At 31.4% G+C, this 24,566-nt stretch carries 25 protein-coding genes and 2 tRNA genes; 2 read left to right on the top strand and 25 right to left on the bottom strand.

All coding sequences use genetic code 11. From position 1 onward, the window contains the following. Positions 1–137 precede the first annotated feature (137 nt). From CCC31_RS08130 to CCC31_RS08020, 23 genes are all read right to left on the bottom strand, one after another. Entirely contained in the window at positions 138–467 is a 330-nt protein-coding gene (locus CCC31_RS08130) for an MBL fold metallo-hydrolase (protein ID WP_290850812.1), read from the bottom strand. A gap of 304 nt (positions 468–771) precedes the next feature. Beyond that, positions 772–1,728 carry a CAP domain-containing protein gene (locus tag CCC31_RS08125; protein ID WP_290850811.1) on the bottom strand — a complete coding sequence of 319 codons (957 nt, stop codon included), beginning with the start codon at positions 1,726–1,728 and terminating at the stop codon, positions 772–774. Between the two features lie 57 nt (positions 1,729–1,785). After that, a complete protein-coding gene (locus tag CCC31_RS08120; protein ID WP_290850809.1) occupies positions 1,786–2,145 on the bottom strand; it encodes a hypothetical protein in 360 nt (119 codons plus the stop codon). Between the two features lie 146 nt (positions 2,146–2,291). Beyond that, positions 2,292–2,480 carry a DUF951 domain-containing protein gene (locus tag CCC31_RS08115; protein WP_117910636.1) on the bottom strand — a complete coding sequence of 63 codons (189 nt, stop codon included), beginning with the start codon at positions 2,478–2,480 and terminating at the stop codon, positions 2,292–2,294. A 102-nt stretch (positions 2,481–2,582) separates the two neighbouring features. Further along, positions 2,583–4,319 carry a hypothetical protein gene (locus tag CCC31_RS08110; protein ID WP_117910637.1) on the bottom strand — a complete coding sequence of 579 codons (1,737 nt, stop codon included), beginning with the start codon at positions 4,317–4,319 and terminating at the stop codon, positions 2,583–2,585. Between the two features lie 89 nt (positions 4,320–4,408). Further along, positions 4,409–4,954 carry a TIGR01440 family protein gene (locus tag CCC31_RS08105; RefSeq protein WP_022089185.1) on the bottom strand — a complete coding sequence of 182 codons (546 nt, stop codon included), beginning with the start codon at positions 4,952–4,954 and terminating at the stop codon, positions 4,409–4,411. Positions 4,955–5,078: 124 nt separating this feature from the next. After that, positions 5,079–5,654, bottom strand: coding sequence for an ECF transporter S component (locus CCC31_RS08100; protein WP_290850805.1), 576 nt, complete (start codon positions 5,652–5,654; stop codon positions 5,079–5,081). 413 nt (positions 5,655–6,067) lie between these two features. After that, positions 6,068–6,138, bottom strand: a tRNA-Cys gene (locus CCC31_RS08095). A gap of 64 nt (positions 6,139–6,202) precedes the next feature. Continuing rightward, positions 6,203–6,274, bottom strand: a tRNA-Glu gene (locus tag CCC31_RS08090). 219 nt (positions 6,275–6,493) lie between these two features. Continuing rightward, positions 6,494–7,207: a CvpA family protein gene (locus tag CCC31_RS08085; RefSeq protein WP_022089183.1), complete on the bottom strand. Its 714-nt coding sequence runs from the start codon at positions 7,205–7,207 to the stop codon at positions 6,494–6,496. A gap of 31 nt (positions 7,208–7,238) precedes the next feature. Beyond that, positions 7,239–8,435: a DUF5711 family protein gene (locus tag CCC31_RS08080; protein WP_290850803.1), complete on the bottom strand. Its 1,197-nt coding sequence runs from the start codon at positions 8,433–8,435 to the stop codon at positions 7,239–7,241. Between the two features lie 108 nt (positions 8,436–8,543). After that, positions 8,544–10,253: a LysM peptidoglycan-binding domain-containing protein gene (locus CCC31_RS08075; protein ID WP_290850801.1), complete on the bottom strand. Its 1,710-nt coding sequence runs from the start codon at positions 10,251–10,253 to the stop codon at positions 8,544–8,546. Between the two features lie 289 nt (positions 10,254–10,542). Further along, positions 10,543–11,268, bottom strand: coding sequence for an NAD-dependent protein deacylase (locus CCC31_RS08070; RefSeq protein ID WP_022089180.1), 726 nt, complete (start codon positions 11,266–11,268; stop codon positions 10,543–10,545). Between the two features lie 59 nt (positions 11,269–11,327). After that, positions 11,328–12,680: a DUF6382 domain-containing protein gene (locus CCC31_RS08065; RefSeq protein ID WP_118565834.1), complete on the bottom strand. Its 1,353-nt coding sequence runs from the start codon at positions 12,678–12,680 to the stop codon at positions 11,328–11,330. Between the two features lie 31 nt (positions 12,681–12,711). Then, positions 12,712–13,206 carry a TadE family protein gene (locus CCC31_RS08060; RefSeq protein WP_147586527.1) on the bottom strand — a complete coding sequence of 165 codons (495 nt, stop codon included), beginning with the start codon at positions 13,204–13,206 and terminating at the stop codon, positions 12,712–12,714. Between the two features lie 9 nt (positions 13,207–13,215). Continuing rightward, positions 13,216–13,587, bottom strand: coding sequence for a hypothetical protein (locus CCC31_RS08055; RefSeq protein ID WP_158574539.1), 372 nt, complete (start codon positions 13,585–13,587; stop codon positions 13,216–13,218). A 113-nt stretch (positions 13,588–13,700) separates the two neighbouring features. Then, positions 13,701–14,525 carry a hypothetical protein gene (locus CCC31_RS08050; RefSeq protein ID WP_290850796.1) on the bottom strand — a complete coding sequence of 275 codons (825 nt, stop codon included), beginning with the start codon at positions 14,523–14,525 and terminating at the stop codon, positions 13,701–13,703. A 482-nt stretch (positions 14,526–15,007) separates the two neighbouring features. Next, positions 15,008–16,915 (bottom strand): DUF5702 domain-containing protein, encoded by a 1,908-nt coding sequence (locus tag CCC31_RS08045; RefSeq protein WP_290850794.1) that lies wholly within the window; start codon positions 16,913–16,915, stop codon positions 15,008–15,010. Beyond that, positions 16,915–17,106: a Flp1 family type IVb pilin gene (locus tag CCC31_RS08040; RefSeq protein WP_022089174.1), complete on the bottom strand. Its 192-nt coding sequence runs from the start codon at positions 17,104–17,106 to the stop codon at positions 16,915–16,917. Before CCC31_RS08040 ends, CCC31_RS08045 begins: the two co-directional genes overlap by 1 nt. Positions 17,107–17,148: 42 nt before the next feature. Beyond that, positions 17,149–18,603 carry a hypothetical protein gene (locus tag CCC31_RS08035; RefSeq protein ID WP_118565830.1) on the bottom strand — a complete coding sequence of 485 codons (1,455 nt, stop codon included), beginning with the start codon at positions 18,601–18,603 and terminating at the stop codon, positions 17,149–17,151. A 119-nt stretch (positions 18,604–18,722) separates the two neighbouring features. Beyond that, the gene (locus tag CCC31_RS08030) at positions 18,723–19,460 is read right to left on the bottom strand and encodes a type II secretion system F family protein (protein WP_022089172.1); all 738 of its coding nucleotides are present in this window, start codon (positions 19,458–19,460) and stop codon (positions 18,723–18,725) included. A gap of 8 nt (positions 19,461–19,468) precedes the next feature. Continuing rightward, entirely contained in the window at positions 19,469–20,632 is a 1,164-nt protein-coding gene (locus CCC31_RS08025) for a CpaF family protein (RefSeq protein ID WP_290851727.1), read from the bottom strand. Between the two features lie 53 nt (positions 20,633–20,685). Continuing rightward, entirely contained in the window at positions 20,686–21,696 is a 1,011-nt protein-coding gene (locus CCC31_RS08020; RefSeq protein ID WP_290850791.1) for a hypothetical protein, read from the bottom strand. Positions 21,697–21,887: 191 nt separating this feature from the next. On the opposite strand from CCC31_RS08020, the gene CCC31_RS08015 reads away from it, so the two are divergent. Continuing rightward, positions 21,888–22,568, top strand: a complete 681-nt coding sequence (locus CCC31_RS08015; RefSeq protein ID WP_022089452.1) for a hemolysin III family protein — start codon at positions 21,888–21,890, stop codon at positions 22,566–22,568. 96 nt (positions 22,569–22,664) lie between these two features. Beyond that, a complete protein-coding gene (locus CCC31_RS08010) occupies positions 22,665–23,033 on the top strand; it encodes a hypothetical protein (RefSeq protein ID WP_022089451.1) in 369 nt (122 codons plus the stop codon). 252 nt (positions 23,034–23,285) lie between these two features. Here the strand turns inward: CCC31_RS08010 and CCC31_RS08005 are convergent, their stop codons facing one another. Together CCC31_RS08005 and CCC31_RS08000 are read right to left on the bottom strand one after the other, a co-directional pair. Then, positions 23,286–23,720: a hypothetical protein gene (locus tag CCC31_RS08005; RefSeq protein WP_022089450.1), complete on the bottom strand. Its 435-nt coding sequence runs from the start codon at positions 23,718–23,720 to the stop codon at positions 23,286–23,288. A gap of 166 nt (positions 23,721–23,886) precedes the next feature. After that, positions 23,887–24,378 (bottom strand): dCMP deaminase family protein, encoded by a 492-nt coding sequence (locus CCC31_RS08000; RefSeq protein WP_022089449.1) that lies wholly within the window; start codon positions 24,376–24,378, stop codon positions 23,887–23,889. Positions 24,379–24,566 lie beyond the last annotated feature (188 nt).

Below are 24,566 nucleotides of genomic sequence, written 5' to 3'. Positions count from 1 at the left end.
ATGGTTGTATTAGTATTCTTTTTTATTTTGAAAAAAATAAAAAGACATTCCATTGCTGAAATATCTTCTTATTTTATGATAATTACTTAGATTTTAATTTACATAACATCATTTACATAATTGTATTTGTCGGGTTATCAATGTAACCCGTCATTTATAGACAAAATATTATCTATTGTATTTAGGACTTCTTTATATTCCATTGTTGTAGAAGTTTTCGATGTCATATATACAGTTTTTACATTATAATCTCTGATAAGCAAATCGGCACCACCTATGTGGTCGGCATCAGGGTGAGTTAGTACTAATGACGAAATTTTTGATATACCTATTTTATCTAAATATGATTTTAATTTAGGGTAGTTACTCTCGGTTCCGGTATCAATCAGCGAATAACTGTTTCCATACTGAATAACAGTTGCATCACCCTGACCTACATCAACAAAATGCACTTTATTTAATGGCATACACTACATGGCGTATACCCTCTGTTTTTGGCATCTGTCAGGCTAATGCTTATCTTACTACTTGTCAAATATCTGCAACCATCCTCATGATATTTAGTACCTGAATTAGTTATATAAACTGTAGAGGATGTAACTTGATTACTTGTAATTGTACTAGAGCCTGTACTACTGCCTGCGTTTTTAGATACTGACGTAGAGCCATTGCTTTTTGCAGATTTGTATGTAGTTTTATTAGAAGTATCCTTGCTTTTACCAGAAAGAATAACAACTAATTACACTCATTTTAAAAGTATCTATAATCAATTTATCTAATGCTATCTATGTCAATAACAGCAAATGAGCCTATCCAATATTCTTTTTCTTCATTATCACGATAACAGGAGATAGCCCCTGACACCAAATCTGTATCTAATAAATTACTATAGTGTGGTAAGCTAGCCTTCCATCTTTTCATCTTCATTTCAGGTCCATAATATCCACAACCAGCGTTTTCCGTATAACAATTAGATGCACTACATACTTTTTCGTGACCTGCAGATTTGGTTTGCAATCTAAAGTTTTCTTGAAATATCCTACATCTTTCTTTACTAAAATAATCAACAAAAAAATCTTGACAACCTTGGCCGTCAGGTCTTGTATGTTCATATAATTTTGTTAAATCTTTACTTCTTATCTTTGCGAAATTGTATAATTCATTAGACCAAATAAGGGGAGCAATACCTTTTTCGGCACGATACTGATTCTGAATAATAAATGCCTGCTTAGATGCATATTCACAATACCCGTCTTTTCCTTCAGCATAACAACCCTTAGTCATTAACTTTTTCTTATTTCTTAAACTAATAGAAGTATTTTCCTTATATTTAAACTCTTTAGAATAGTCACCATAAACTTTGCCTTTGTTACCTTTTTTATATGCACAAATCTTTATAGTAAAAGTCTCATCCTGCAATAAAGATGAAATAATGAAACTATTATTTTTTGTTGTTAAAACTTTGTTCCATTCGTTAAGTAAATCATCATATCTATAAACTACGTAGCCATTTGCACCTTTTATTTTTTTCCATGAAATGGTTCTGTAATTTCCAGAACACAACTTACCATTTACTTTTTTATTCCATACATGTTTAACTTTTGATTTCTTTATGTTTTTTACAGTTCCTACACCTGATGCAGCATTTACTTTTTCTGCTGGATTAAAACACAATCCAATGCCTAGAGCTACCACCAATACTAATACAAATTTTCTTAAAATCTTCATTTTTATTACCTCCCAAATCAAGCATATAGTTATAGTTTCACTTTCACTAAAAAACTTTTAAACACTACTACATATTAAACAACTTAAAAAAGTTCCAACATCCAAAGTTACGCTAAAATCTCCGTCATCAAAGTTTATGAAACTTAAATCTTTAAATTTTAATATCTGCCCATACAACCAATTAATATCAGACACTTCAACATAACTTAAGTTATTATCTAAGCTTTTATTTTCAGCAAGTGATTCACTTAAATATAATGTTAAACTTAAATCCTCACTATTTTTAAATAAAGTAGTGTCCTCATTACATAATACAAATATTTTTTCTTTAAACAACAAATTAACTAATTCATATTCATCATTATCCAAAACATTTGTGGCATTATTTTTACAATAATCTTTAATAATAGAATTCATAACTGTATCCTCCCAATTTTTATCGCTATAATTTTATTTGCTAACATATAAAATAGCAAGTGCAAAAAAATGCGAACAATTTTACTTGTGTAGAATTGTTCGCATTTTGGAATAACTATTTTTATTTACATTATTTAACCAATTTCCTACTCATTCCCCAAGTACTTTTTTACACTTTTCTCAAATGTTTTTCTAGGCAGCATTACTATATGATTGCAACCCAGGCATTTTATTTTAAAGTCAGCACCAACGCGAATTATTTCCCATTCGTTTGTTCCGCAAGGATGACCTTTTTTCAATACAACTTTATCGCCTAATTTGTAATCCATTTTAATCGCCTCCCTGTTTTTTAATTTATTAAATTTGTTAAACAGTCTTAGAATATAATCTTATATTCTTAAAATTCGTGAATTTCAAATTTTTAGAATGTGTTATATTTATTCTCCCTGAGCTTTCCATTTAACAATTGTCTTTATATTCTGGCTGTCATATTTTGCATTATCCAAGCCATTTTCCTGACTTTCACCATCTGTAGTGCTCTGACTTTCGTCCGCATTTTTCTTGCCATCTTTCTTATCTTCTTCATAATAAATTGTTATCTGTGCGCCCGGCTTGATGAAAATAAGGCTTTCATCTTCAGCAAACAATTCTTTATATACATTGTTATTTTCATCAGAAATATATACATAAGTTTCACCGTCTGTTGTAATATACTCAATATCAGTAACCTGTATATTTACATTTGGCAAATCATTGTTCATGTCATCGATTGCCTGCTTGTTGCCTAAATTATTTTCCTTCATAAGTTTATTATAAGAAGAAAGCGTATCTCTTTGCGTTGTTCCAGTCGCAACAATGCTGTATTTTTTTACATTTACAAGGGCATACTGTTTTACGAGGTTGCTCTTGTCCTTCAAAACCATGAAATATGTTGGCTCGCCACCTATATTTATGATTGCAGGGAATGAAGCCTTGTATCCTAAATTCTGGACCTGACCTTCTGCTGCGTCCATTGCTGAAAATTCTTCTGCACCTGCTGCCTTGAAGTATCTTGTTTCTCCGGTTCTTGCATTTATCATTACAAATCCAATATTAGATGAATCGTCAATAACAGAAGTTACGCCTGTGTAAATCCATACGTCATCATCCATTACCTTGTAGCCATAATCCTCTGTTGTTATTTTACAATCCTTCTGACCTATTATGCTATTGATGAATCCGTCTGACAAAGTTCCATACCAGTCGAATTTTCTCGTTGCCAAATCACCATCATAAACTCTGTCTACCCACTGTGGCACATTTTTTACATCATAATATTTGCTTTTGCCTGTGCAAGGGTCAAATATGACAACGCCTTTTACGTCTTTACCACCAAACAAGCCTATCTTTGCAGTTAATGTTGGGCAAATATAATATGGATTTCCATCATTATCTAATTCAAAATAATATCCTTCAAAAATTGCTGTAGGATATTCAAATCTAAGTTTTCTTTGTAATTTATCATTAAATCGTGCTGAAGAAGTATACTTAATTGGTTTGTCTAATTTTATATATTCTGCTTCAAATTCCACAGGGTCTACCAAAACATATCCCGGTATACCATTTTTTCTGTTGTTAAACCATTTGAAAAAATCTGCATACTCTAGCGTTGCTACTTTCTTTGGCTGGCCATTGTAATCTATCTGGTTGTAATCCTGATTAATTACATACTGACTTACAAGGTCTGATAATGAGCCAATTGCTCTTTCGCCGACAACTCTTGCACTCTTTGTATCCATAAGCGCAATATCATTGACTGTGTCTGTCTGGGCGATTTCATCTTCAAATTTGCATTCTTTCACTTTGATAAGACTTGAATATCTTGAAGCGTTAAATATTTCTAAAGATGTTAATCCGCCAATCACTACCACAACCACGCCAATTGCGATAACAGCCGTTACAATTTTTGATACTATTGTTACACTTAGCTGCTCAATATTATTTTCCTTACTGCAAAAAAATGTTGCAATCAAAAACAATAGTACAAAGAATCCCTGAAAAATCCAGCTTCCTATATCATGTATGTTAAGTGGCGGTAACAAAATGTAGAACGCAATAAATTCTAATATTGCTACTACTATTAGTGCTATAATCGTTTTTGCAACCGATGTTTTTTCAGTATAATTTTTCAACATTAAATATTCCTCCATATATATAAACCTTCAGTAAATAAATTATTCCTGTATTTTATTTATTCTTTATTACAATAAACTATTCTTATCATTTACATTAGATCTTCGTTGTAATGAGCTCTTCCTCCTCCGATAAATTTCGCTCTGCTTCGTGCAGCAATTACCCTTGCCTGACCTATTATATTATTTTCCATTTTAACAGGTACAGCCACTTTCTTTATGTGCATTCCTATTAAAGTTCCACCGATATCAATCCCTGCATTTGCCTGAATTTCTTCTATAGCTATAGGATCTTTAAATGTGTTATATGCTGTAGTTCCAAATGAGCCACCTGCTTTTGGCTGCGGTACAACATTTACTTCATATGCATTTGGCACAGCCTCACGCTCTACTATAATCGCCCTGTTCAAATGTTCACAGCACTGTGCAGCAAGATAGATTCCTCTTTCCTGAGTGACCTTATAAATTCCTTCAAAAACTGCTTCAGCTACCTGAAGATTTGAGTTTGTTCCTATTTTATCTCCACAAACTTCACTTGATGAACAACCTACTACTAAGATTTGTCCTTTTTTTAATTTACCTGCATCACATATTTCATTGGCAACATTTTCTGCCTGTTTTCTAATTTCCTCGTACATAAAAATCGCCTCCTGTTTTCTACGAGTGATTGTACTCCTTTATTATATAAAAAATCAAGGAGTTACCGCAACTAAAATTACAGCAACTCCTTTTATATTTATTATTAGCTTAATAATTTGTTATTTAGTTAACTTTTAATACGCTCTTAAATGCATTGCTTGCGTTTAAAACTTCAACTAATACAAGTCCTAATACAAGGCATGTAATTCCCTGAACTCCATTACTTGGAATTGAAGCTGCTGCTGTCATTCCGTATCCTAAAAGTGTGCTTTCATATAAGAAGTAACCGAATACCATTACTAACTCAGCTACTACTGCACTAACTGCAAATGCCAAATGCTTATTTGCCTTTGCAATTATCTTAAATAAAAGAACTGCTACAATACCCATAAGTGCTTTAATAATAAATGTTCCAGGTACATATGTTGTGTATCCTGCAATTAAATCAGCAAGTGCCGGTCCTAATCCTGCTGCGGCTGCTGCAAAGAAAAGATTTTCATCTACTAATTTGCCTTTTTTGTTGCCTACATAAAATGTTCCTAATACCCATGCTGCTAATAAAACTACTGTATCACCAATGTTAACATATCCTGATGTTCCAATAGTAGGGATTCTGATAATCATTGTTGCTACGCATCCAAGTGCAGCAAACATTGCAGCTAAAACTAACTTAACTATTTTCTCATTTGAATTATTCATTATATTCCTCCTGTTTAATCAGAAATCTGTAAATCCATCAAGCATATATGAACGTCTTTGCTTTATTTCTGACCTTTTTCTTTTAATATAATTCTTATTTAAACAATTTTATCAATATATGGTATTAGATAAATAGTCAGTTTTTATGTAATTGACAATACCAGTTAGTTGTATTACACACTTGGCTTTGCCATGTTTAAACACCTCAAATCCGCTTCGCTTCTTCGTCTTGTATTTTGTTATACACTTGGCTTCGCCATGTTTAAACACCTCAAATCCGCTTCGCTTCTTTTCGGTGATTAAACATTCGCCAAATACTTTTAGTTTTTTTTGCAAGCAAAAAGCTAAAAGTATTTGGCTCATTGTGTATAACAAAAAAAGAAATCTTATTGCTAAGATTTCTTTAAATAGAGAGGCGACAACCAGATTTGAACTGGTGATAGCGGTGTTGCAGACCGATGCCTTACCACTTGGCTATGTCGCCATAAAATATAGAACTATTACATTATAGCAACTGTTCTTTTTTCAGTCAAGAATAATTTCTTGAATGACTCCAAGGGGATTTGAACCCCTGTTACCGCCGTGAAAGGGCGGTGTCTTAACCGCTTGACCATGGAGCCTTAGTGGATTTTTCCAATCCACTTTTTACAGCTTTTTTAATTTATCAAATAGTATCGTGTTTGTCAACAATTATTTTAAATATTTGTATTATTTTAAATATTTTTAATATTTATTTTCTATATTATTCTCATTTGTTCACGACGCTTACTGATATTTTTATCATTTCCATAAATATTTATCCGCAATATCTACTGATATTCTTCTCATTTTCATAAATATTATGCAAGAAGATTGAGGTTATTTAAAAACATCTGAATTGCATTATTGTCGTATATCAGACTTAAAAATACGCTATTTCCAATTGCATCGCATGCCTGCTGTCCCCAACTTGTTGCACTAAATGCTGTAATTATTATACATGCAATCCAAAGTACAAAGACTGCTTCTATAAGTCCGATAACAGCTCCGCCTCCTTTATTTAACATATTTATTCCCGGAAGCTTTGATATTATATCAAGCAAATGAACCACCAGCTGAACCAGCAGCGTCAAAACAACAAATAGCAAAATAAATGTAGATGCATTTAACACAGAATCTATCAAATATTCTGCTACATACTGGCTAAAATTTTCTACACCTAATTCTATGTAGCCATCAGCATTATTATTCTTAATTAACGATTCCTTTACACTTTTTGGCAACGGTAAACTGTTAATTGTATTTTTCTGAGCTGTTTCTCCGGTCTGGGAAATGCTGTCTGATACATCTACTATTTTTTCATCCACATATTGTGTAACCTGCTTTGAAATTGCATCATACACCGGAGTTGTTTCTATAAAATCTTTCGTAATTGGTGTTAATATCTGAACTAAAATTAAAACTATTAACATCGATGCCAACGAAAATATCATCTTTATCATTCCTCTATGTTGCCCAATAAATATCATAAGTGCGATAAATACTATTACTGCAACTGTTAATATTGTTTCCATTTTTCCTCCATTTATTTTTATCTGTATTCGTTTATTTAAGACTGATTTCTTCTATCTTATTTTTTGTCATAAGCAAAAATGTATTTGTACTTTCCATAGGAACTATCGCGTCTAACTGTTTTGTAAATACGTGTTTAAATTTAACCACGCCTTTAAGGGATATCAATTCACATGTAACGTCGTCATACATTAGCACGTTTTTTCCTGCAAATTTAACATGGTCCAAATTCATCTCTATTTCCTTAGACATGATTTTTTCTCCACTCAAAGAATACACTTCCATTTTATATGGAGTATCCCCTTTTGAGTTTTCAAATATAAGTCCTACATATTTTTCATTATAAAATACCTTTTGTATTTCTTTATCAAATTTTATTTCTTTTCTAATTGTTGGCTTTTCTTTCATCTTATATATAGTAAGAACATTATCACCAATCGCTATCGCATCTTCATTTGACACAAAATATACTGCAGGTACTATAGTTTCTCCATATTGATTAAATGTGCCTACCACTCTGTCAACTTCGTCTTTACCTACATTTGAGAAGTTATAGAAAATTACCTGATTTTCAGTACTTCCTTCCTTAATTGATAAGTACGATGTCATCATTTTCTCACCATCATTTGAAATTGAAAACGATAATGGGAATCCATTTTCACTAAGCAATGATTTGTGTGAAACGATAAGATTTCCTTCTTTATCATATAATTCAATATAATTTGCACTTGCTTCTTCTAAAAGTGCCGCAACCACACCCTGTTGTGCCACTTCAATTTTAATTATAGGATAACTTGTGTTTACTTCACCGACTTTTCCTTTTTTATTGAAAATGTAAATAGTATTACTATTCTTATCCGCTATCGCTAAATAATCTCCACAAACGTCTACTATTGGTGATTTCATTTCGTACGCTTCGTTCCAAATGGTTTCTGTTCCATTGATGTACGAAATTCCATCGTTACTATATTTTACTACAAATTCGCCAAACGCCTGATACTGGCTGTTTGTTCCTGTTTCTATCTTTATTGTCTTTCTGACTTTGTAGTTATTGTATGTGCGATAAACACAAAATAAATATATTGCTAAAAGTAATGCGCATACAATTCCAATTATTGTTATTACCTTTATTTTTAGATTTCTTGATTTATCTTCCCGTGATTTTTCTGACTCAATTACTGTATCAGGTCTAATCACTCTGAGTTTTCTTCTTTTCTTTGCTAACTTCACTTTTCTTACTTCCTGTACCTTATCTGCGTTTCAGTTTTCCTCAATTATATTCTTTTATACTTCAATGCACAATGTACATTTTATTCAGATTATACAATATATATTTTTTTATGGCAATTTTATCTGCTGACCTTCTATTATTTTGTAATCGTCTCCTATTCCGTTAAAAGCCTTTATTCTGTCAACCATATCACTATTTCCATAATATGTCATACTGATATCATATAAGGTTTGTCCGGGAGTTACTGTATGAATTGCTCCTCCATATATGCCTGCCTGTACATTTGTTGATTTGTTTTGTGGTTCAGTTTCCGTTCCTGTTCCATCATTATTTGGTTGTGATTGGGCATTATCCTGTATATCGGATTGTGTGTTTGATGAATTATTCTGCTGCGTTAATCCGCTATTATCCTGTGATTCAGATTGCTGCGTCTGCGATAAATTATCATTCTGCATATCATCTGTCTTAGGTTGTGATGAATTTTGTCCATCATCTGGATTGGTCTGTGAAGAATCATCGTTCTGCCCATTTTCAGATTGCTTTTGCTGTGTATTCTTTTTGTCATTCTTTTCTTTCTTACTATCAGATTTTGTTTCGTTGTTATTCTCCGTGCTTTCTGATGTTGATAGTGAATCTATTATCTGATTTACTGCCTGAGAATTTTTGTTGTCATTTATATTTTCCAATGATGTTTTTATATTTTTTAATTCACCATAATTATTTAGCATAACAATTGTTGACAGTAAAAGAGCAATTATTAGCAAACCACTGATTCCAACCGCTACTTTGCTAACTTTGCCTGAATTTTCACTTCCATTTTTATGTTGGTTTTCAATTTCTTTTTTTCTTTCACTTATAGCTTTTCTAAGCTGAAACGAATCCGAAATTCTGCTGTTTTTTTCTGCAATGCGTTTCTGCTTATTTTTTCCATTTAATTTTTCAGGTGTTTCCGTTTTGTTATCAACCTGCTTATTAGCATATATGTCCTTTTTCTTTTTTCCTAAAATGTCAGGCATTTCTATCGTCTGCCCGCTCTTTGTGTTTGCCTCCTCATCGTTTTCTGATTTTTGGTTTTTACTTTTAGACGAAGCTTTATTCATTACAACGCTATGATTTTCATTTTCTCCATTATATTTATTTGCCTCTTCTTTTATTAATTGTTCATCATTTTCCTTTATTATTTTACCATCTGTTTTTTTATTATTTTTTATATTTTCCTTAATATTTTCATTGATACTATTTTTATTTTGTTCCCTCTCCCTCACATATTTTTTCATTTTCTCATTTTTTTCATAATATATGTAATAGCCGCTTTGTCTGTTCAAATTTCCATTTTCATACACAAAAAATCCGTCTTCATTTTCCGTTCTATCACTTAAAAAGCAGACTTTATCATTTCCGGCGAAGTTATCAAGATGTATTTTCTTTATTCCTGACATATCATCTTTTACTCTGTACGGAACAGATATGAACCAGCCCACAATATCGAATTCATCAAAGTATCTTTTTATATCTTTATATATGTTTGTCCAAATTTCATCGTTAAATATTATGCTGTTTTCGATTACGTCGTTTACTTCTGCCATTCCTTTTACAAATATGTATGAATAACCTTTTACCTTTTTTGTTTCACCAAGAAGAACACCATATCTTATGTTATCTTCATTTTCCGGTTCCTTTTTTAAGTTGCTCATTACATAATCTTCTACATATATTTTCTTTTTAAAATTATTGTCACCAATTTGGCGAATGTTTTTTGGCAACCTTACTTCACTTTGTCCTTTGGATTCTTTTCCATTATAAACCATCTCTATCATGAGCCCTCCTCTACATTTATTTCTTGTAGAATATAGCACATGAAAAAAGCACAATTTGTCAAATTAGGTTTTGTAAAAATATATGTAAAAATTCTTTTGCGACATTCATCGAAAAAATGCGGTTAACTGTGATGGGGCCTTTATTTATAAAAAGCTTATCACTGTCAACCGCATTTTCTTCTTATGTTTATATTAATTATGTATGGTTTAATGTATTCCCAACTATTTGAGACTTAAATGTTATTTCTTTTAATCTCTATACAAATATACCCGGCTTAAATTATTTGTTCTACATATCCATAATTTCGCTAAATACTTTACCTAAGCTGTCATTAATAACTAAATCTGCTCTTGAATCTCTTATTGTCATTGTCTTATTAATTAATACAAGCTTGTCCCCTTTGTAATAATCAATAAGCCCTGCTGCAGGATATACTATAAGGGAAGTTCCTCCTATTATAAGAACGTCTGCTTCCTCTATTGCTTTAATAGCCTTCTCAACGATTTCTTCGTCAAGTCCTTCTTCATATAAGACTACGTCAGGCTTTATATCTCCACCACATTCGCAATGTGGAACACCTTCTGAATTTTTTACATATTCAAAGTCATAAAACTTTCCACACTTTTCGCAGTAGTTTCTCATTACAGAGCCATGAAGTTCATATACAACTTTGCTTCCTGCCATCTGATGCAATCCATCAATATTCTGAGTTACAATTGCTTTTAATTTACCCATCTGTTCTAATTTAGCAAGAGCCTTATGTGTGACATTAGGCTGCGCACCTTCATATAACATACGATCTTTATAAAATCTGTAAAACTCTTCTTTATTCTTCATATAGAAAGAATGACTAATAATTTCTTCCGGTGGGAATTTGTATTTCTGGTTATAAAGTCCATCAACACTTCTAAAATCCGGAATACCGCTTTCTGTTGAAACTCCTGCACCTCCAAAGAAAACAATATTATCACTTTCTTCAATTATTTGTTTTAGTTGTACAACCTTATCCTCCATCTTATGGTTCTCCTGACTTTTTAACATATAATATAGACCATTATACCATTTTTCTTTTATTATTCCACAACAAATTCCATATCAGCTAACATTATTATATCCCCTAACTGAAACATTACCTGCGTATGTGGCTTTAATTTTTCGCCATTAACAAAAGTTCCATTAGATGAGTTTAAGTCTTCTATATAATATCCATCCATTTCTTCATATATTCTTGCATGAACTCTGCTTATAAACTGCTCTTCTAATTTATAGTCTGAACTTTTCCCACTTTTACCTATAATGCATGGAAATCCATTTGGAATTATTGTTACAGGATTTTCTATGTCAGTACTCCTTAGTAAAATACCTGTACTATGAACATTTGATGTAAGAAGAACCGTAGCCTCTTCATCAATAGAATCCCTTTCTTTAACAGGCATTTCACTTGCTACAAATTTTTCAATATCATCAAATCCATCCGTCTCCTCTAATTTTATAAAATTATTTTCTAAAAGTTCTTCTCTTTTCTTTGGTTTACTTCTCTTCCAGAATTGCCACCATTTCTTACTCTTTGTGTTTGTTTTTCCATTCTTATTTTTTGCACTATCCTTTATATTTTCCTTTATTTCTTTATTCTTTTTTCTATTTTTCTCTTTTTCTTTTTTCTTATTTGCCCTTTTCTCTTTTTGTTTTCTTTCCTTTTCGTTTTTATTGCTGAATCTTTTATTTATATTGTCATTTTCAAAATCTGTACTATCAAAATATTCGTCTGCATCTTCTTCTATAATATTATCCAAATCTTCCAAGTCATCATTTTGCTTTTCATTATAATAATTGGATTTTTTAGCCTTTTCATATGAATACTTATTAATATTATTTCCTGGCATTTTTATATTTTCAGCTACATATTCTTTTAGCTCTGTAATTGTAAAATTCTCTGATATTATTTTCTGTTGCAGTCCATAACCTATTACAACCGCTTCCCTATCATTATGATTTAAAAGTTCTAACAATTCTAAAAAAAGTCCGTTCAGACCTTCTTTCATTCCCTGCTCAGTAAATGGATAATAGCAAAAATTATATACTTTCTTTTTTGAATCCCAGTAAATCATGTCCATATCAAAAACTATATTGTTAATATCAAGCAAATATTCCTTCATAGATTTTGCTACTATCGCCATACTGTTTATAAACTGTTCAATATCTTTGGCTCCTACTTTATTTTTTACAAATAAACTTCTCATGGAATTTTTTGACGTTATATCATAATAGAATTGGTTTTCATTATTAATCTTCTTTATATTTATACTTAAAATTCCTTCTATTTTATTATTAATCAACATCTGAAGTTTGTAGTCATTTTCCACGTCCTTCTGATTTCTTATAATCATATAATTATTTATTCCGTCTTTCTTATAAGATATTTCCATTCACACCCTCAACTTTCTTTACCTGCCTTTATCAATTTGCTTTAGAATCAATAACTGCCTTGCAAATATACATCTTTTGCTCATCCATATTTTTCTCTATTTTAATTTCTATATCTTCATCATTATCCATAATATTTTTTATCCATCTCATTTGAAAATTATATTTACTTTCTATCGTAACCGCACTTTTATTTGCCTTTTTTATCTTATTATCCGCTACAAATACCGGTATCGAATCTATAGCTTTTGTGGCTAACCTTTCCATTTCTGTTTTCTCATTTTTATCATACATTTCTATGCATTTACCATAAACATATACCTTTGTAACAACTATGTCATGAAGATAAAATGCCACAAATAAAGTAAACGCCAGCATTAAAAACACCATTGGCATTACAAGGCTTGCTTCTATTGTCATTTCACCTTTTAACTTAGGTTTTTGTTTTAAGTCTATAAATTTTTGCTTTAAGTTTATAATTTTTCCATAAACTTCCACCCTATCCTCCACCCTCTTTTTATATTTCATCTTACATTCTCACCCTCTTAAATTATTTACTATCACACATATTTGTCCTATTAGTAAAAATGGAGCTAACGGAATTGTTGTTTTCTTATTAGACAAAACTTTAAATATTGCTATTAATGAAACAAAAATAAAAGCCCATACCAATGCTGAAAGTAAATACACTACATTCATAAATAATCCTAATGTTATTATCATAATTCCATCCCCAATTCCTATTTGCGACGAGAAAAGCATACTTAAAATCAGAAGAACTATTCCCGGCATTAATGCAAATATCAGCCCCTCCATATTTCCATTTAAGTAAAGCAAAGCATACGCAATACCAACTATAAAAAATATTGTGCAATATATTAAATTTAATTCTTTCTTTTTAATATCCATTATCGTGCATCCACATAAATACACTCCACTAATTATCCAATTTAACATCTTACTCTATTGTTTCACACTGAATTAAAATTTACATACGAACAACTTACACTATGTTTAACATCCTATTCTGTTGCTCCACACTTACTACATGCATTTTTCGTTTCTACCTGAGAAATATCTAATGTAATTACCCTTCTTGTAAGTCCTCTGCAATTTATGTCCGTGTGATATTTCTTTCCTTCCTTCGTTATAAAAACCACTTGGCTATCAGCTATTTTTTTATTCACACAAATACTGCATGCTTTATATTTGCTCCCGCTACCGGTTCTTCTTTGTGTCATTTCCAAATAAGAAGTTTTTTCTATGTTTAAATTTAAATATGTACAGTCAATATTTGTGTGATAAACTGTTCCTCCATCCGTCATATAAACAAGGTTCAACTGTTGTGTTAAGTCACGTCCTGTCCATGCCTTCATTCTTGCTCTTTGAACAATTTGAATCTGATTGTCTTTAGAAAAATAGGGATATTTATACCTTGAAATAGCTATTATGTCTACCAGACCATCATTCATATCCACTTTACTTTTACTCAAATCAACCAGCTTTTGAGCACTATTTTTCACACCTATTTCTTTAACCAGTTTTCCATATAAATAAGCTACACCCATTACATTTTCCTGACCAAATTTATTATTGTCCTGTCCTATTTCGTCATTGTCTGCATCAGCATTTTTATTTTCATATTCTTTAAATTTACTGTTAATGCTTTTCCGTGTTTCTTCCCCGTTTTTGTCATTATTTGTAATATTATTGGCAATTTCCAAATAATACATTTTCTTTGCTGTATCCTTTGCAATATTATTTATATTCATCTGCATAGAAACCTGCCAGTTAAACATCAAAATAAAATGAATCATTGCAAAAGATGCATATAAAAATACTGACATGGCAAGCGCCGCCTCAATCGTTAATGAGCCCTTTAAATTATTTGAACTTTTTATATTACATGAGTTATTTACATTATGTAAGGCAAATAAAAATACCCTTTTTCCAGACAAGTTATAAAATTTACGCTTTTGCACTTGGAGAGATGCACATTTGTTATTATTTTTATTTTTTATTATTGTTTTATTTGGCTTTATTGTTCTTATGAAAAAGGGCATTATTATTTACCTCACATTTATTCTGCTAATCAGATTTTTACAAAACTCTCAACTATCTGTTTAAATTTATAATTCTTAATATTGTTTTCTATGTTCGACGTTGTTTTTAATATTACGTTCTATGTTCGACGTTGTTTTTAATATTACGTTCTATGTTCGACGTTGTTTTTAATGTTACGTTTTATGTCCGACGTTGTTTTTAATATTGCGTTCTATATTCAACGTTGTTTTTAATGTTGCGTTCTACATTCAACGCTATTTTTAAATCAGTACTCATATTCCATCTTGGTTTTATAAACATAACTTTCGTTATTGTTACCTATTAAATGTGACACTATTGGTAACGACGTAAATACCGGTTCTATTCTAAGATTTGCTTCAACTTCACACATTCCAAAACACTCTGAAATTAAAAAATCCTTATTATATCTTTTTTGCATATTTACCTGCACTAAATCCATAGTTCTAAAAACAGTATTTTTTGTTTTCTGTGTCATAATCATTGTCTGCAAATACTGTGTATAAGTTAACCCTGTATTGTTTTTACGTCCGTCTTCAAATGTCCCGATATTTTTTATGCTGCTATTCCAGTTTTCACTGTTTTTCACTATCGGTACTTTTTCTCCATTTAATAACTGCCTTACATCAATAACCGCTTCTGTCAGTGCCCACGCCTCTATTATTACTGCCTGAGCAACCGGCGTTAAAAATGGCATTCCAATAGCCGTGGCTACCGTTTCAGCCAAAGTTGTTATTTCCTGCATCTTTTCGCCATCCGTTATTAAATACGCTCCATTTGATAAATTTCTAACTTCAACTAATTTTTTAATAGTCTCTGTAAGATTGTCTTTATCATTTAAATTTCCATTTAAAATGTACTCCATTTCGTACTTTAAGGCTGTATCATCATTTCCATATTCAGAAATTTTTGCATAATTGTTAAAGTACAATTCTATATACTTCACAAAGATTCCTTTGTTTGTAATATCCTTTATTAAATCTGCTTTCTTATTACCATCTGTTTCTAATGTTGTTGGCAGATTTAGATTTCTTATCTGCATTGTAGATATATTGTTTACATCCTCTAAAACAATTCCTAATACACCATCGCTTATTAAACTTTTTGCTCTTTCATATAAGTTTTTTTCTTCTTTAGCATCGCCATTAGAATTTCCTTTTTTTAGATCCCATAAACCTTTTTCAATGCTTTTTACCTTATCAAGCAATTTTTCTATTTCACCGATATTACTTTGATTAATATCTGCATCCACATTTGAAGCTGTCATTATTTCTTCTATTGAATTTTTTATTGTTTTCAAACTTTCTCTATCTACTTCTATATAATCCTCATATCCTGAAAAATCGCCATTCATTTCTTTTTCTATAACATTTTTATTTTCAACATATGTATCCATATCTGTTAAAGTTTTTGATATTAAAGTGTCTTCTATTTTCAATAGATTTTTTAGTTTCTTATATTTATTCCAAAACTTCTTAACCTTTTTATCGTGAATATTTTGATTCTGGTTTTGACCCGTTACATTTGTTTTTAAATCATTAAATTTCTGAAACACCGCTGACATTTTTCCTTTTAACTTTTCTGTGTTTTTTAGTTCATCAATCTGAGTGTTTATTTTTTCTACGATTCCTATCATTTCTTTTGAAACATCATTGGCTATATTTGTAACATTACTATTTTCTTTTATTTCATTACATGTTTCCTTATTATTATTTTCTTCTTCGGAATCGGAAATTAATTTATTAACAGCATCAATTCCCACAATATATTTTGCATAATCAACTACTTGTTTTACAAATAAGTCTCCTTCTTTATCTGTGGCGTATTTTTGTTTTAAAATATTTACACTTTCTATCTCCATATTTGAAAAATCATAATTTTTAAAATCTAAATCTGCCATATTTATATTATCCTGCATATATCTTGTAACCTGATTACCTAACGGCTCCTGTTCCCATGCAAGTAATATTCCATAATCCTGATATAACTGTTTTCCATATCCTGCAAAAACGGATTCAACTGCCATATATGTTGCAGCTTTTCCTTCCATTTGCGAAACACTTATTCTTGCTGACTCAATTACAGTACATACAACAACTATAACCACAGTTATAACCAGGCTTAAAAATATAGTTACGCTTGCTTTTAATCTCATTAAAACTTGCCTACTTGAGTTTTTATTGAAGTAAATATTCCATCTGCAATATCTCCTATCTGTTTCTTAAAAATTAGTGCAAGTCCAACTAAAACCAATATTATTAAAATAACTTCAATTACACCCATACCTGACTCATCTTGTCCAAAATCTACTAAATTTTTCTTTAATTTATCTATTAAACCTCTCATATATTTCTCCCATTTCTACATTATTTATGTTGCTATCCTGTTTTATATTTTTATTGACATAAGTGCCGGAGCCACGACAATGCCCATTGCTACAATCAACATTATTATCATTGGTCCTAACAGTTTCGTTCCGACTTCCTCTCCTTCTTTTAATGCCTTATTTTTTCTTTCAATTAACGCATTATCCATTTCCTCCTGCAAAGCTACTGCCATTTCTCTTGTTCCACGTTTAATGTTCTGTTGTAAAATATTTGCCAGTTTTATATAGCAATGAATTCCGCTTCTTTTTCCATATTCACTAATAGCCTGCTGTTCATTAATACCACTATTCATTGCATTTAATGTATAATCCAGTTCTTCATATGCATATCTATAGCCTAAATTCAAATTTCTTTTATACTCTGCAACAATTCTTTCCAAACCATTTCGTATCGACATGCCGGCACCATTATATAAAAGCAGCTTACTAATAATTTCAGGATAATCCCTTACCATCTGACTTTCTCTTTTCTTTAAATTTTTGTCCAGATTTTTGTCTTCAAAAAAGAATATTGCAATAGCAAAAATCAGCCCTATAATTATAAATTTATCTGCAACGGTGTCTACATCACTATAAAATTCAATACTTTTACCATTTATTTTTCGGGGTAGTTTTATAGTTTTTTCATACAGATTTTCATCTGCTATTTCCTGAACCTTATCCTGTACTGAATCAATTTCATCATTCCCGGTGATATGCAAAGGAATTTCATATATTATCGTTACATCCTCTAAAGACAAATAACCTGTAAGTTTTACATCATCGCCCTTATCATTTATTTCCTTAATAATTTTTCCTGATGAATCAATAACATCTTTTTTATCAATTTCCCATCTTATATCAATTTCCTTATCATCATCAGTTGTTATTAAATTCAGTTTTTTCGAAATGTTATTAACATTTTTGTTCTCACCTAGAACTTTTTTTAATATTTCCGGCTTTTTTTTATCAAGTTGTTCATAACATTCATCAATAGTCAAACTTTTTTCTGCAGCGTTAACAGTTATTTCTTCACTGTTATCTTTACCTTTTGCAATGAGTGAATACTCTTTTTCTCCCTCACCCGGATTATTTCTTTGTATTTCTGATAATTTATTTTTTGCTTCTCCATATTCATTAACACCTATACCCAATCCAACAATTAAAACTATTACTAATACAGCGATACTATTCGCTATCTTTTTACTCATATACAAATATCGGTATTCATCTATGTCTTCCCTGACATATAGTTTCTTTAATTTTGAATCACTTTTTTTATATAGGTTTTTGCATTTTTTCACAACAAATTTATCATTTATCCAAAAACATAATCCATAAAGTTTTAACAAAGGATGCTCGTCCTTATCCAACTTATTTTTTAGTCTTTTTCTATACTTTATTTTGTATCTTCCTGTCACTAATAAAAGTATAAGTAAAATTACTAAACCACTACTACATAACACTATACCTGCCATCTATTCTCCAATTTCATTCGCTATCATTTTCCCTGATATCTAACAATCTATATTTCATTACCATAATCCATCTTTCCAAAATCATTAAATCTCAACCTCAATAATCTTCAATAAAATAATTAAATTTCAACATCCATAATTCTTTGTGCCCATACGATTGCCAGTACATACGCTATTAACCCGATTGTCATAATGCCTTTTCCCATCCATGTTTCATACATAACATTTAAAAATCCCGGTGAAGAAATCAGCATATATCCAATTAAAATAACGGGAACTGTACTCATTATTTTTTGTTCATATTTTTTTCCGTTTATAGCTACTCTTATTTCCTCTTTTACTTCTGATTTCTGTCGTATATTATCAGCTACGTTTTTTACAACATGAATCATATTTCCACCTTTTTTCTGCGCTATTTCAAATACGGCTACAAACAAATTTAAATCTTCTATATTTGCCCTCTCTGCAAAATTTTTTAACAATTTTTCTAACGGAACATTTAATTTAATTCCTGATAATATAATCCTTAATTCCTGGCAAATATAACTGTTATAACCATGCATTCCCAACATCTCTTTATAACTTTCTTTTAATGCTGTTACTGAAGATGCGCCTGCACTCATCGCATCAGCCATTCCCATTAGCATATCTTTAAACTGCTCCTCTAATTTTTCTTTACGCTTTCTTTTTAATTGCAATTTTTTAATTCTTAAAATAACTATTATTAAAGGTGATAAAAGCACTGCATATAAATATTTGCCATAAAATAATTTGGCAATCATAAGCACACATACTATCGCCATTATTAGATAATTAAATAACTCTTTCCTGTTAAACACATACTTTTCGTAATCCATTTATACACCTATATTTCTATTCCATGTGCTGCTAATTTTTCATTATTTTTTAGTTTCTTTTCTGTTTTTTCCAAACTACCCTGCACAATACCATTACTTTCACCTGTTTCCTTATATACATATAATGGTTGAAGTTTTATTTTTTCATTTTCATCTTTCACCATCTCATGTATTGTCATAACTTTTCGTGTCTTATCCCTTAATCTTCCCAAATGAACCACTATATCTATTGCTGCTCCAATCTGTGATTTTATTGCTTCAAGTGGTATATCAATTCCTGTCAAAACCATGTTTTCAAGTCTGTACATCATATCTTGTGCAGAGTTTGCATGACCTGTACACATTGAACCGTCATGTCCTGTATTCATGGCCTGGAGCATATCCACCGCTTCTGCGCCTCTTACTTCTCCCACAATTATTCTGTCCGGCCTCATTCTCAAAGCTGTCTTTATTAAATCTCTGATTGTTATTTCATTTTCACCCTCAGTATTCGCCTGCCTTGTTTCCATTCGCACCAAATTGTCAGTATTGAGTAACTGTAATTCTGCCGAATCCTCTATCGTAATAATTCTCTCATCCCGCGGAATATAATTGGACAATGTATTTAAAAATGTAGTCTTACCTGAGCCTGTTCCTCCGCTTATAAAAATGTTGTATCCACCTTCTACAAGTTTCTTAAGAAAGTCAGCTGCCTCTTTTGTGATAGAACCCCATTTAATCAAATCTTCCATTGTTATCTGGTCAGCTGGAAATTTTCTAATTGTTACTGCTGCTCCATCAATCGCAACAGGGGGCAAAACCACGTTTACTCTTGAGCCGTCAGGCAATCTTGTATCCACTATAGGATCAGACTGATTTACCCTTCTATTTGTTGCTGAAACAATCTGCTGAATTACGTCCTCTAACCTTTCTACCGAAGGAAATTTCCCATCTATTTTTACAATTCGGCCAAATTTTTCCACATAAATATTGTCCACTCCATTAATCATAATTTCAGAAATATTATCATCTGCCAAAAGTTCCTCTAAAATTCCAAGTCCTCTGATTGAATCATACAATTGTCTATGTATCTCCCATCTGTCATAAAGTGGCATAAGTCTGCACTTGGCAACTCCTGCAATAACATAATCAATTATTTCATGAAGCTCTTCATCATTAGGATTTCTTGTCATGTCTATCTCTTCAATTATTTTTTCACGTAATTCTTCTAAATCAACTTTTGTTTTCAAGCCACTTCCTCTTTTAACAGTTTTCTTATAAAATCACCTAAACTACCCCAAATCTGCTTATCAAAATAATCTTCATCCCATTGGTTTTCATTGCAAATAGGCAGTTTTACCTTAACAATCTTATCTAACAACTCTTCCTGCTCCGTTTTAAATATAAATTCTTCAAATTCAGATATTTTCATTAGCGATATTCTGTCATCATTCATTGGCATATAAATTACGTTACAAAACTCCAGCACTTCATAAATGTCTTTAACCATATTGCTTAAATCTAAAATTATCGTCTTGTACATTCCTGAATTAATAATTGCCTGTATCATTCCTAACCAAACACTACTGTCTAAACTTCTCAAGTCATTAGAAAACATCGAAGGCGGTATATAATCCATTTCATTTATGCTGTTAACTATCGCTTTAAGTTTTAATGGTAACGACTCCGGATTCTGCTTGTAAAAATACATTAAATCAGACAAATCTCCGCTGTACTCTTTATTAAAAATCTTTGATAAAGCCGAAAACTCCTCCATATTTATATACAGGGTTTCTTTCTCTTTCGCCAAAACCTGTCCTAAAGTAATTGCAAATGTGGTCTTTCCACTTCTGCCAATTGGCGAATACACTCCAATTACTTCAACATCATCAACCAAAACTGACCCGACGCCTTCCGCAGTGCTTATATCGACATAATAATTTATTACTTCTCTTATAATATTTTCTGAAGATTGATATTTATAAATCGATGCATAACTTATATATTCGGCAAATACGTTACCATCCGTCAGCAAAATTATCTTTCCAATATTATATTCAGCAATATCATGCGTCATTGCAGTTGCAGATATCAACAAAATATCTATCTCTCTTTTTTCTGCAAATTCCTTAAGTGCCTCTAATTCTGTAAATGCAACCGTGCGAAACGGTATTCCTCTTTTGTCACTTATGTACTCCATAAGCGAATTCGCATAGTTGCTATCAACATCGTAAATTCCCAGCATACCTGTTTTCATTTATTTTGTTCCTTTCTATATACTTTTTGTTGTTTTAGTGTACTCACATTATATATGCATATTTTCAAATTGTCTATACCTTTTTATAATTTTTTCTATTTTTCTTTTTGAATTTTACTGTTGACTATAAATTTCACTGTGTTATACTGATGTAGTATTGAATACTACATGTTATGTTTTGGAGGTGTCAAATGGCTAAAAGAATTAAATTAGACGACAGAGAACTCCCTGATTACACAAAAGGGGAAGAGATTTTTAATATGGTATCCCACATTGTTGGGGGAGCATTAGGCATAGCAGCTATGGTATTATGTATTATTATGGCAGCTAAACACGGAAGTGCTATCGGTGTAATAAGTAGTATCATTTATGGAATTACTCTTATTGACCTATATGCAATGTCCAGTATTTATCACGGTTTGAAACCGGGCAAAGCCAAAAAAGTTATGCAGGTTCTTGACCATTGCACTATTTACTTTTTAATTGCAGGAAGTTATACTCCTGTACTACTTGTTGCAATGATGCCTAAATATCCTGTTATCGCATGGGTTTTATTTGGTATTGTCTGGGGTTGTGCAGTAGTTGCATGTACGCTTACTGCTATAGATTTAAAGAAATATAACGTATTTTCCATGATTTGCTATTTAGCCATGGGATGGTGCATCATATTCTTTATAAGACAGACATTTGAAGTTATGGGAATGGGTGGAGTTGTATTACTTGTTTCCGGTGGAATTGCTTATACTGTTGGTGCTGTTTTATATGGGCTTGGAAAAAACCACAGATATATGCACTCTATCTTCCATTTATTTATTTTACTTGGAAGCATCCTTCATTTTTTTGCAATTTTACTTTATGCGTTACCACAATAATTTTCTGACGCTTTAATGTGAATTTTGTCTATTTTTCAATCACGTTATTTTTTATTTTGTCATATAGATATATTAAGAAAATAGTCGGATTTGAAAATGATTTATAATTATATACCCGTTTATATACAGCAAAGTTCACTTAGTGAAGGCTTTTTTATCAAGATGGATTCTTCTTTTTCTAACAAAATTGATTATGTTAAGGAAATGTACCCTAAAGCTTTTGCAAAAATTCAAAGTACTATAGAAGAAGAGTGCGATAAAATGGATTATGTCGGCAGTCCTATGTACGACGAATATCCTGATAAAACCAGACTTTTAGGTATCAGGGATAGAATTTTTGAGATTGTTCATATGGAAAATGCAGCCTGCGAAAATGATGTCTGCATAATATATCCCGAAGATGATTGGTTAAAAGATACAATTATGGTTCTTCTTTTATATGAAATTCAAAGAAGAAATCAATAGTAAATGACGTGCTTGTTTTTACAAGCGATAAAATTTAATTCATATAATACACAAAAACAGGGAGATAAGAACTTTATCTCCCTAAAAAAATAATGATTCGCATTTTAAGCTGCCAAGTGCTCAAAATAAAGGTTCACATCCAAAGTAGTGAAGCACTTAAATTAAAAGTTTGCGCTCAAAGTAACGACGTGCTTAAATCTAGCAAGTATTCTTGCCTATTTACATTGTATGCAATTATTATTAATTTTGCCACTATAAATATTCTGCGACTTCACTCCTGAGTTTTTCCTCTATTTCTATTATTTGTTTTGCCATTTCTTTAGCATTTTTTTCAGCTTTTTCATATTGGTTTAAATATTTGTGCAAAGATTTAATTCCCATATTGCAACCATCTGTAATCAAATCCGCAATTGTAGCATCTCCGCTTTCCATTGTTGTTTTTACACCTGTTTTCACACGAGACATTCCTTTTGCTATTGGATTTGGTTCTTTTTCAAAAGCTTCTCTTTCATTTAACATATCATGAATTTGATTTCCTAGACTTTCATGATGCGATTTGCTTTCTTCTAGGACATTTTTCAACTGCTGACTTCCTACTTTATCAAGCATATTGTCTATTGACGCTACCGCCATTTTGGTCCCGGCATCGCATTCCTGCAACAACTTTATTGTATCAATACTTTTCATTTTCTAAATCCTTTTTATTTTTATATTAACCAAATTTAGAAAATTTATTAAATTTATCGACGTCTATCATAATGAAAAACAATTTATACTTTGCGTCATTTAATTTGGATAATTCCCTCTTTTGTATTCGCATATCTCTTTTCTATGCAGTTAAAATATGTGCAAATTATAAATCCACTTCTATAATTCTATTTGATTTTTTATAGCGAGTATATTTTACACCTGCAGCGTCCATCATTCGTTTCGACGCTTTTACCCCTGGCGTATCTCCATATTTGTCCTGATCGTAAATAACTTCTTTTATTCCACATTGGATAATTGCTTTTGCGCATTCATTACAGGGAAATAATGTCACGTATATTTTTGCTCCTTCTAAACTTCCACCTCGGTAATTTAATATTGCATTCAATTCACTATGTGTTGTGTAAAAATATTTATTGTCATACGGGCTGTCACTTTCACGATTCCATGGAAATTCATCATCGTCACATCCCACAGGAAGTCCGTTGTATCCCATAGATAAAATCTTATTATCCTGACTTACTATGCATGCTCCAACCTGAGTATTTGGGTCTTTTGAGCGCATCGATGATAAATATGCAACTCCCATAAAATATTCATCCCAGGATATATAGTCTTTTCTTTTATAACTTCGCATACATGTACCTCCTTGTTGTCATAAGCTATACCTCAAGCACTGCACCTCAATTCCGCTTCGCTTCATTTCGGTTGTAGTCATTCCTTCTAAATAAGCACTGCACCTCAATTCCGCTTCGCTTCATTTCGGTCGCAGTCATTCTTCTTTCTAAATAAGCACTGCACCTCAATTCCGCTTCGCTTCATTTC

This window comes from Eubacterium sp. LMAG:50, from assembly GCF_008680265.1.
Taxonomy (GTDB): domain Bacteria; phylum Bacillota; class Clostridia; order Lachnospirales; family Lachnospiraceae; genus Eubacterium_U; species Eubacterium_U album.
The sequence above is the reverse complement of the archived record's forward strand: the minus strand, read 5'-3'. Positions and strand labels throughout refer to the sequence as shown.

Bases quoted from the DNA above. Each gene is read 5' to 3' on its own strand.
- CCC31_RS08030 (WP_022089172.1), bottom strand. From the start codon at position 19,460: ATGGATTACGAAAAGTATGTGTTTAACAGGAAAGAGTTATTTAATTAT.
- CCC31_RS08000 (WP_022089449.1), bottom strand. From the start codon at position 24,378: ATGCGAAGTTATAAAAGAAAAGACTATATATCCTGGGATGAATATTTT.
- CCC31_RS08035 (WP_118565830.1), bottom strand. From the start codon at position 18,603: ATGGCAGGTATAGTGTTATGTAGTAGTGGTTTAGTAATTTTACTTATA.
- CCC31_RS08085 (WP_022089183.1), bottom strand. From the start codon at position 7,207: ATGGAAACAATATTAACAGTTGCAGTAATAGTATTTATCGCACTTATG.
- CCC31_RS08010 (WP_022089451.1), top strand. From the start codon at position 22,665: ATGATTTATAATTATATACCCGTTTATATACAGCAAAGTTCACTTAGT.
- CCC31_RS08100 (WP_290850805.1), bottom strand. From the start codon at position 5,654: ATGAATAATTCAAATGAGAAAATAGTTAAGTTAGTTTTAGCTGCAATG.
- CCC31_RS08025 (WP_290851727.1), bottom strand. From the start codon at position 20,632: ATGACAAGAAATCCTAATGATGAAGAGCTTCATGAAATAATTGATTAT.
- CCC31_RS08075 (WP_290850801.1), bottom strand. From the start codon at position 10,253: ATGATAGAGATGGTTTATAATGGAAAAGAATCCAAAGGACAAAGTGAA.
- CCC31_RS08045 (WP_290850794.1), bottom strand. From the start codon at position 16,915: ATGAGATTAAAAGCAAGCGTAACTATATTTTTAAGCCTGGTTATAACT.
- CCC31_RS08120 (WP_290850809.1), bottom strand. From the start codon at position 2,145: ATGAATTCTATTATTAAAGATTATTGTAAAAATAATGCCACAAATGTT.
- CCC31_RS08050 (WP_290850796.1), bottom strand. From the start codon at position 14,525: ATGTCAGTATTTTTATATGCATCTTTTGCAATGATTCATTTTATTTTG.
- CCC31_RS08070 (WP_022089180.1), bottom strand. From the start codon at position 11,268: ATGGAGGATAAGGTTGTACAACTAAAACAAATAATTGAAGAAAGTGAT.
- CCC31_RS08005 (WP_022089450.1), bottom strand. From the start codon at position 23,720: ATGAAAAGTATTGATACAATAAAGTTGTTGCAGGAATGCGATGCCGGG.
- CCC31_RS08105 (WP_022089185.1), bottom strand. From the start codon at position 4,954: ATGTACGAGGAAATTAGAAAACAGGCAGAAAATGTTGCCAATGAAATA.
- CCC31_RS08060 (WP_147586527.1), bottom strand. From the start codon at position 13,206: ATGAAATATAAAAAGAGGGTGGAGGATAGGGTGGAAGTTTATGGAAAA.
- CCC31_RS08110 (WP_117910637.1), bottom strand. From the start codon at position 4,319: ATGTTGAAAAATTATACTGAAAAAACATCGGTTGCAAAAACGATTATA.
- CCC31_RS08065 (WP_118565834.1), bottom strand. From the start codon at position 12,680: ATGGAAATATCTTATAAGAAAGACGGAATAAATAATTATATGATTATA.
- CCC31_RS08125 (WP_290850811.1), bottom strand. From the start codon at position 1,728: ATGAAGATTTTAAGAAAATTTGTATTAGTATTGGTGGTAGCTCTAGGC.
- CCC31_RS08020 (WP_290850791.1), bottom strand. From the start codon at position 21,696: ATGAAAACAGGTATGCTGGGAATTTACGATGTTGATAGCAACTATGCG.
- CCC31_RS08055 (WP_158574539.1), bottom strand. From the start codon at position 13,587: ATGGATATTAAAAAGAAAGAATTAAATTTAATATATTGCACAATATTT.
- CCC31_RS08130 (WP_290850812.1), bottom strand. From the start codon at position 467: ATGCCATTAAATAAAGTGCATTTTGTTGATGTAGGTCAGGGTGATGCA.
- CCC31_RS08040 (WP_022089174.1), bottom strand. From the start codon at position 17,106: ATGAGAGGTTTAATAGATAAATTAAAGAAAAATTTAGTAGATTTTGGA.
- CCC31_RS08015 (WP_022089452.1), top strand. From the start codon at position 21,888: ATGGCTAAAAGAATTAAATTAGACGACAGAGAACTCCCTGATTACACA.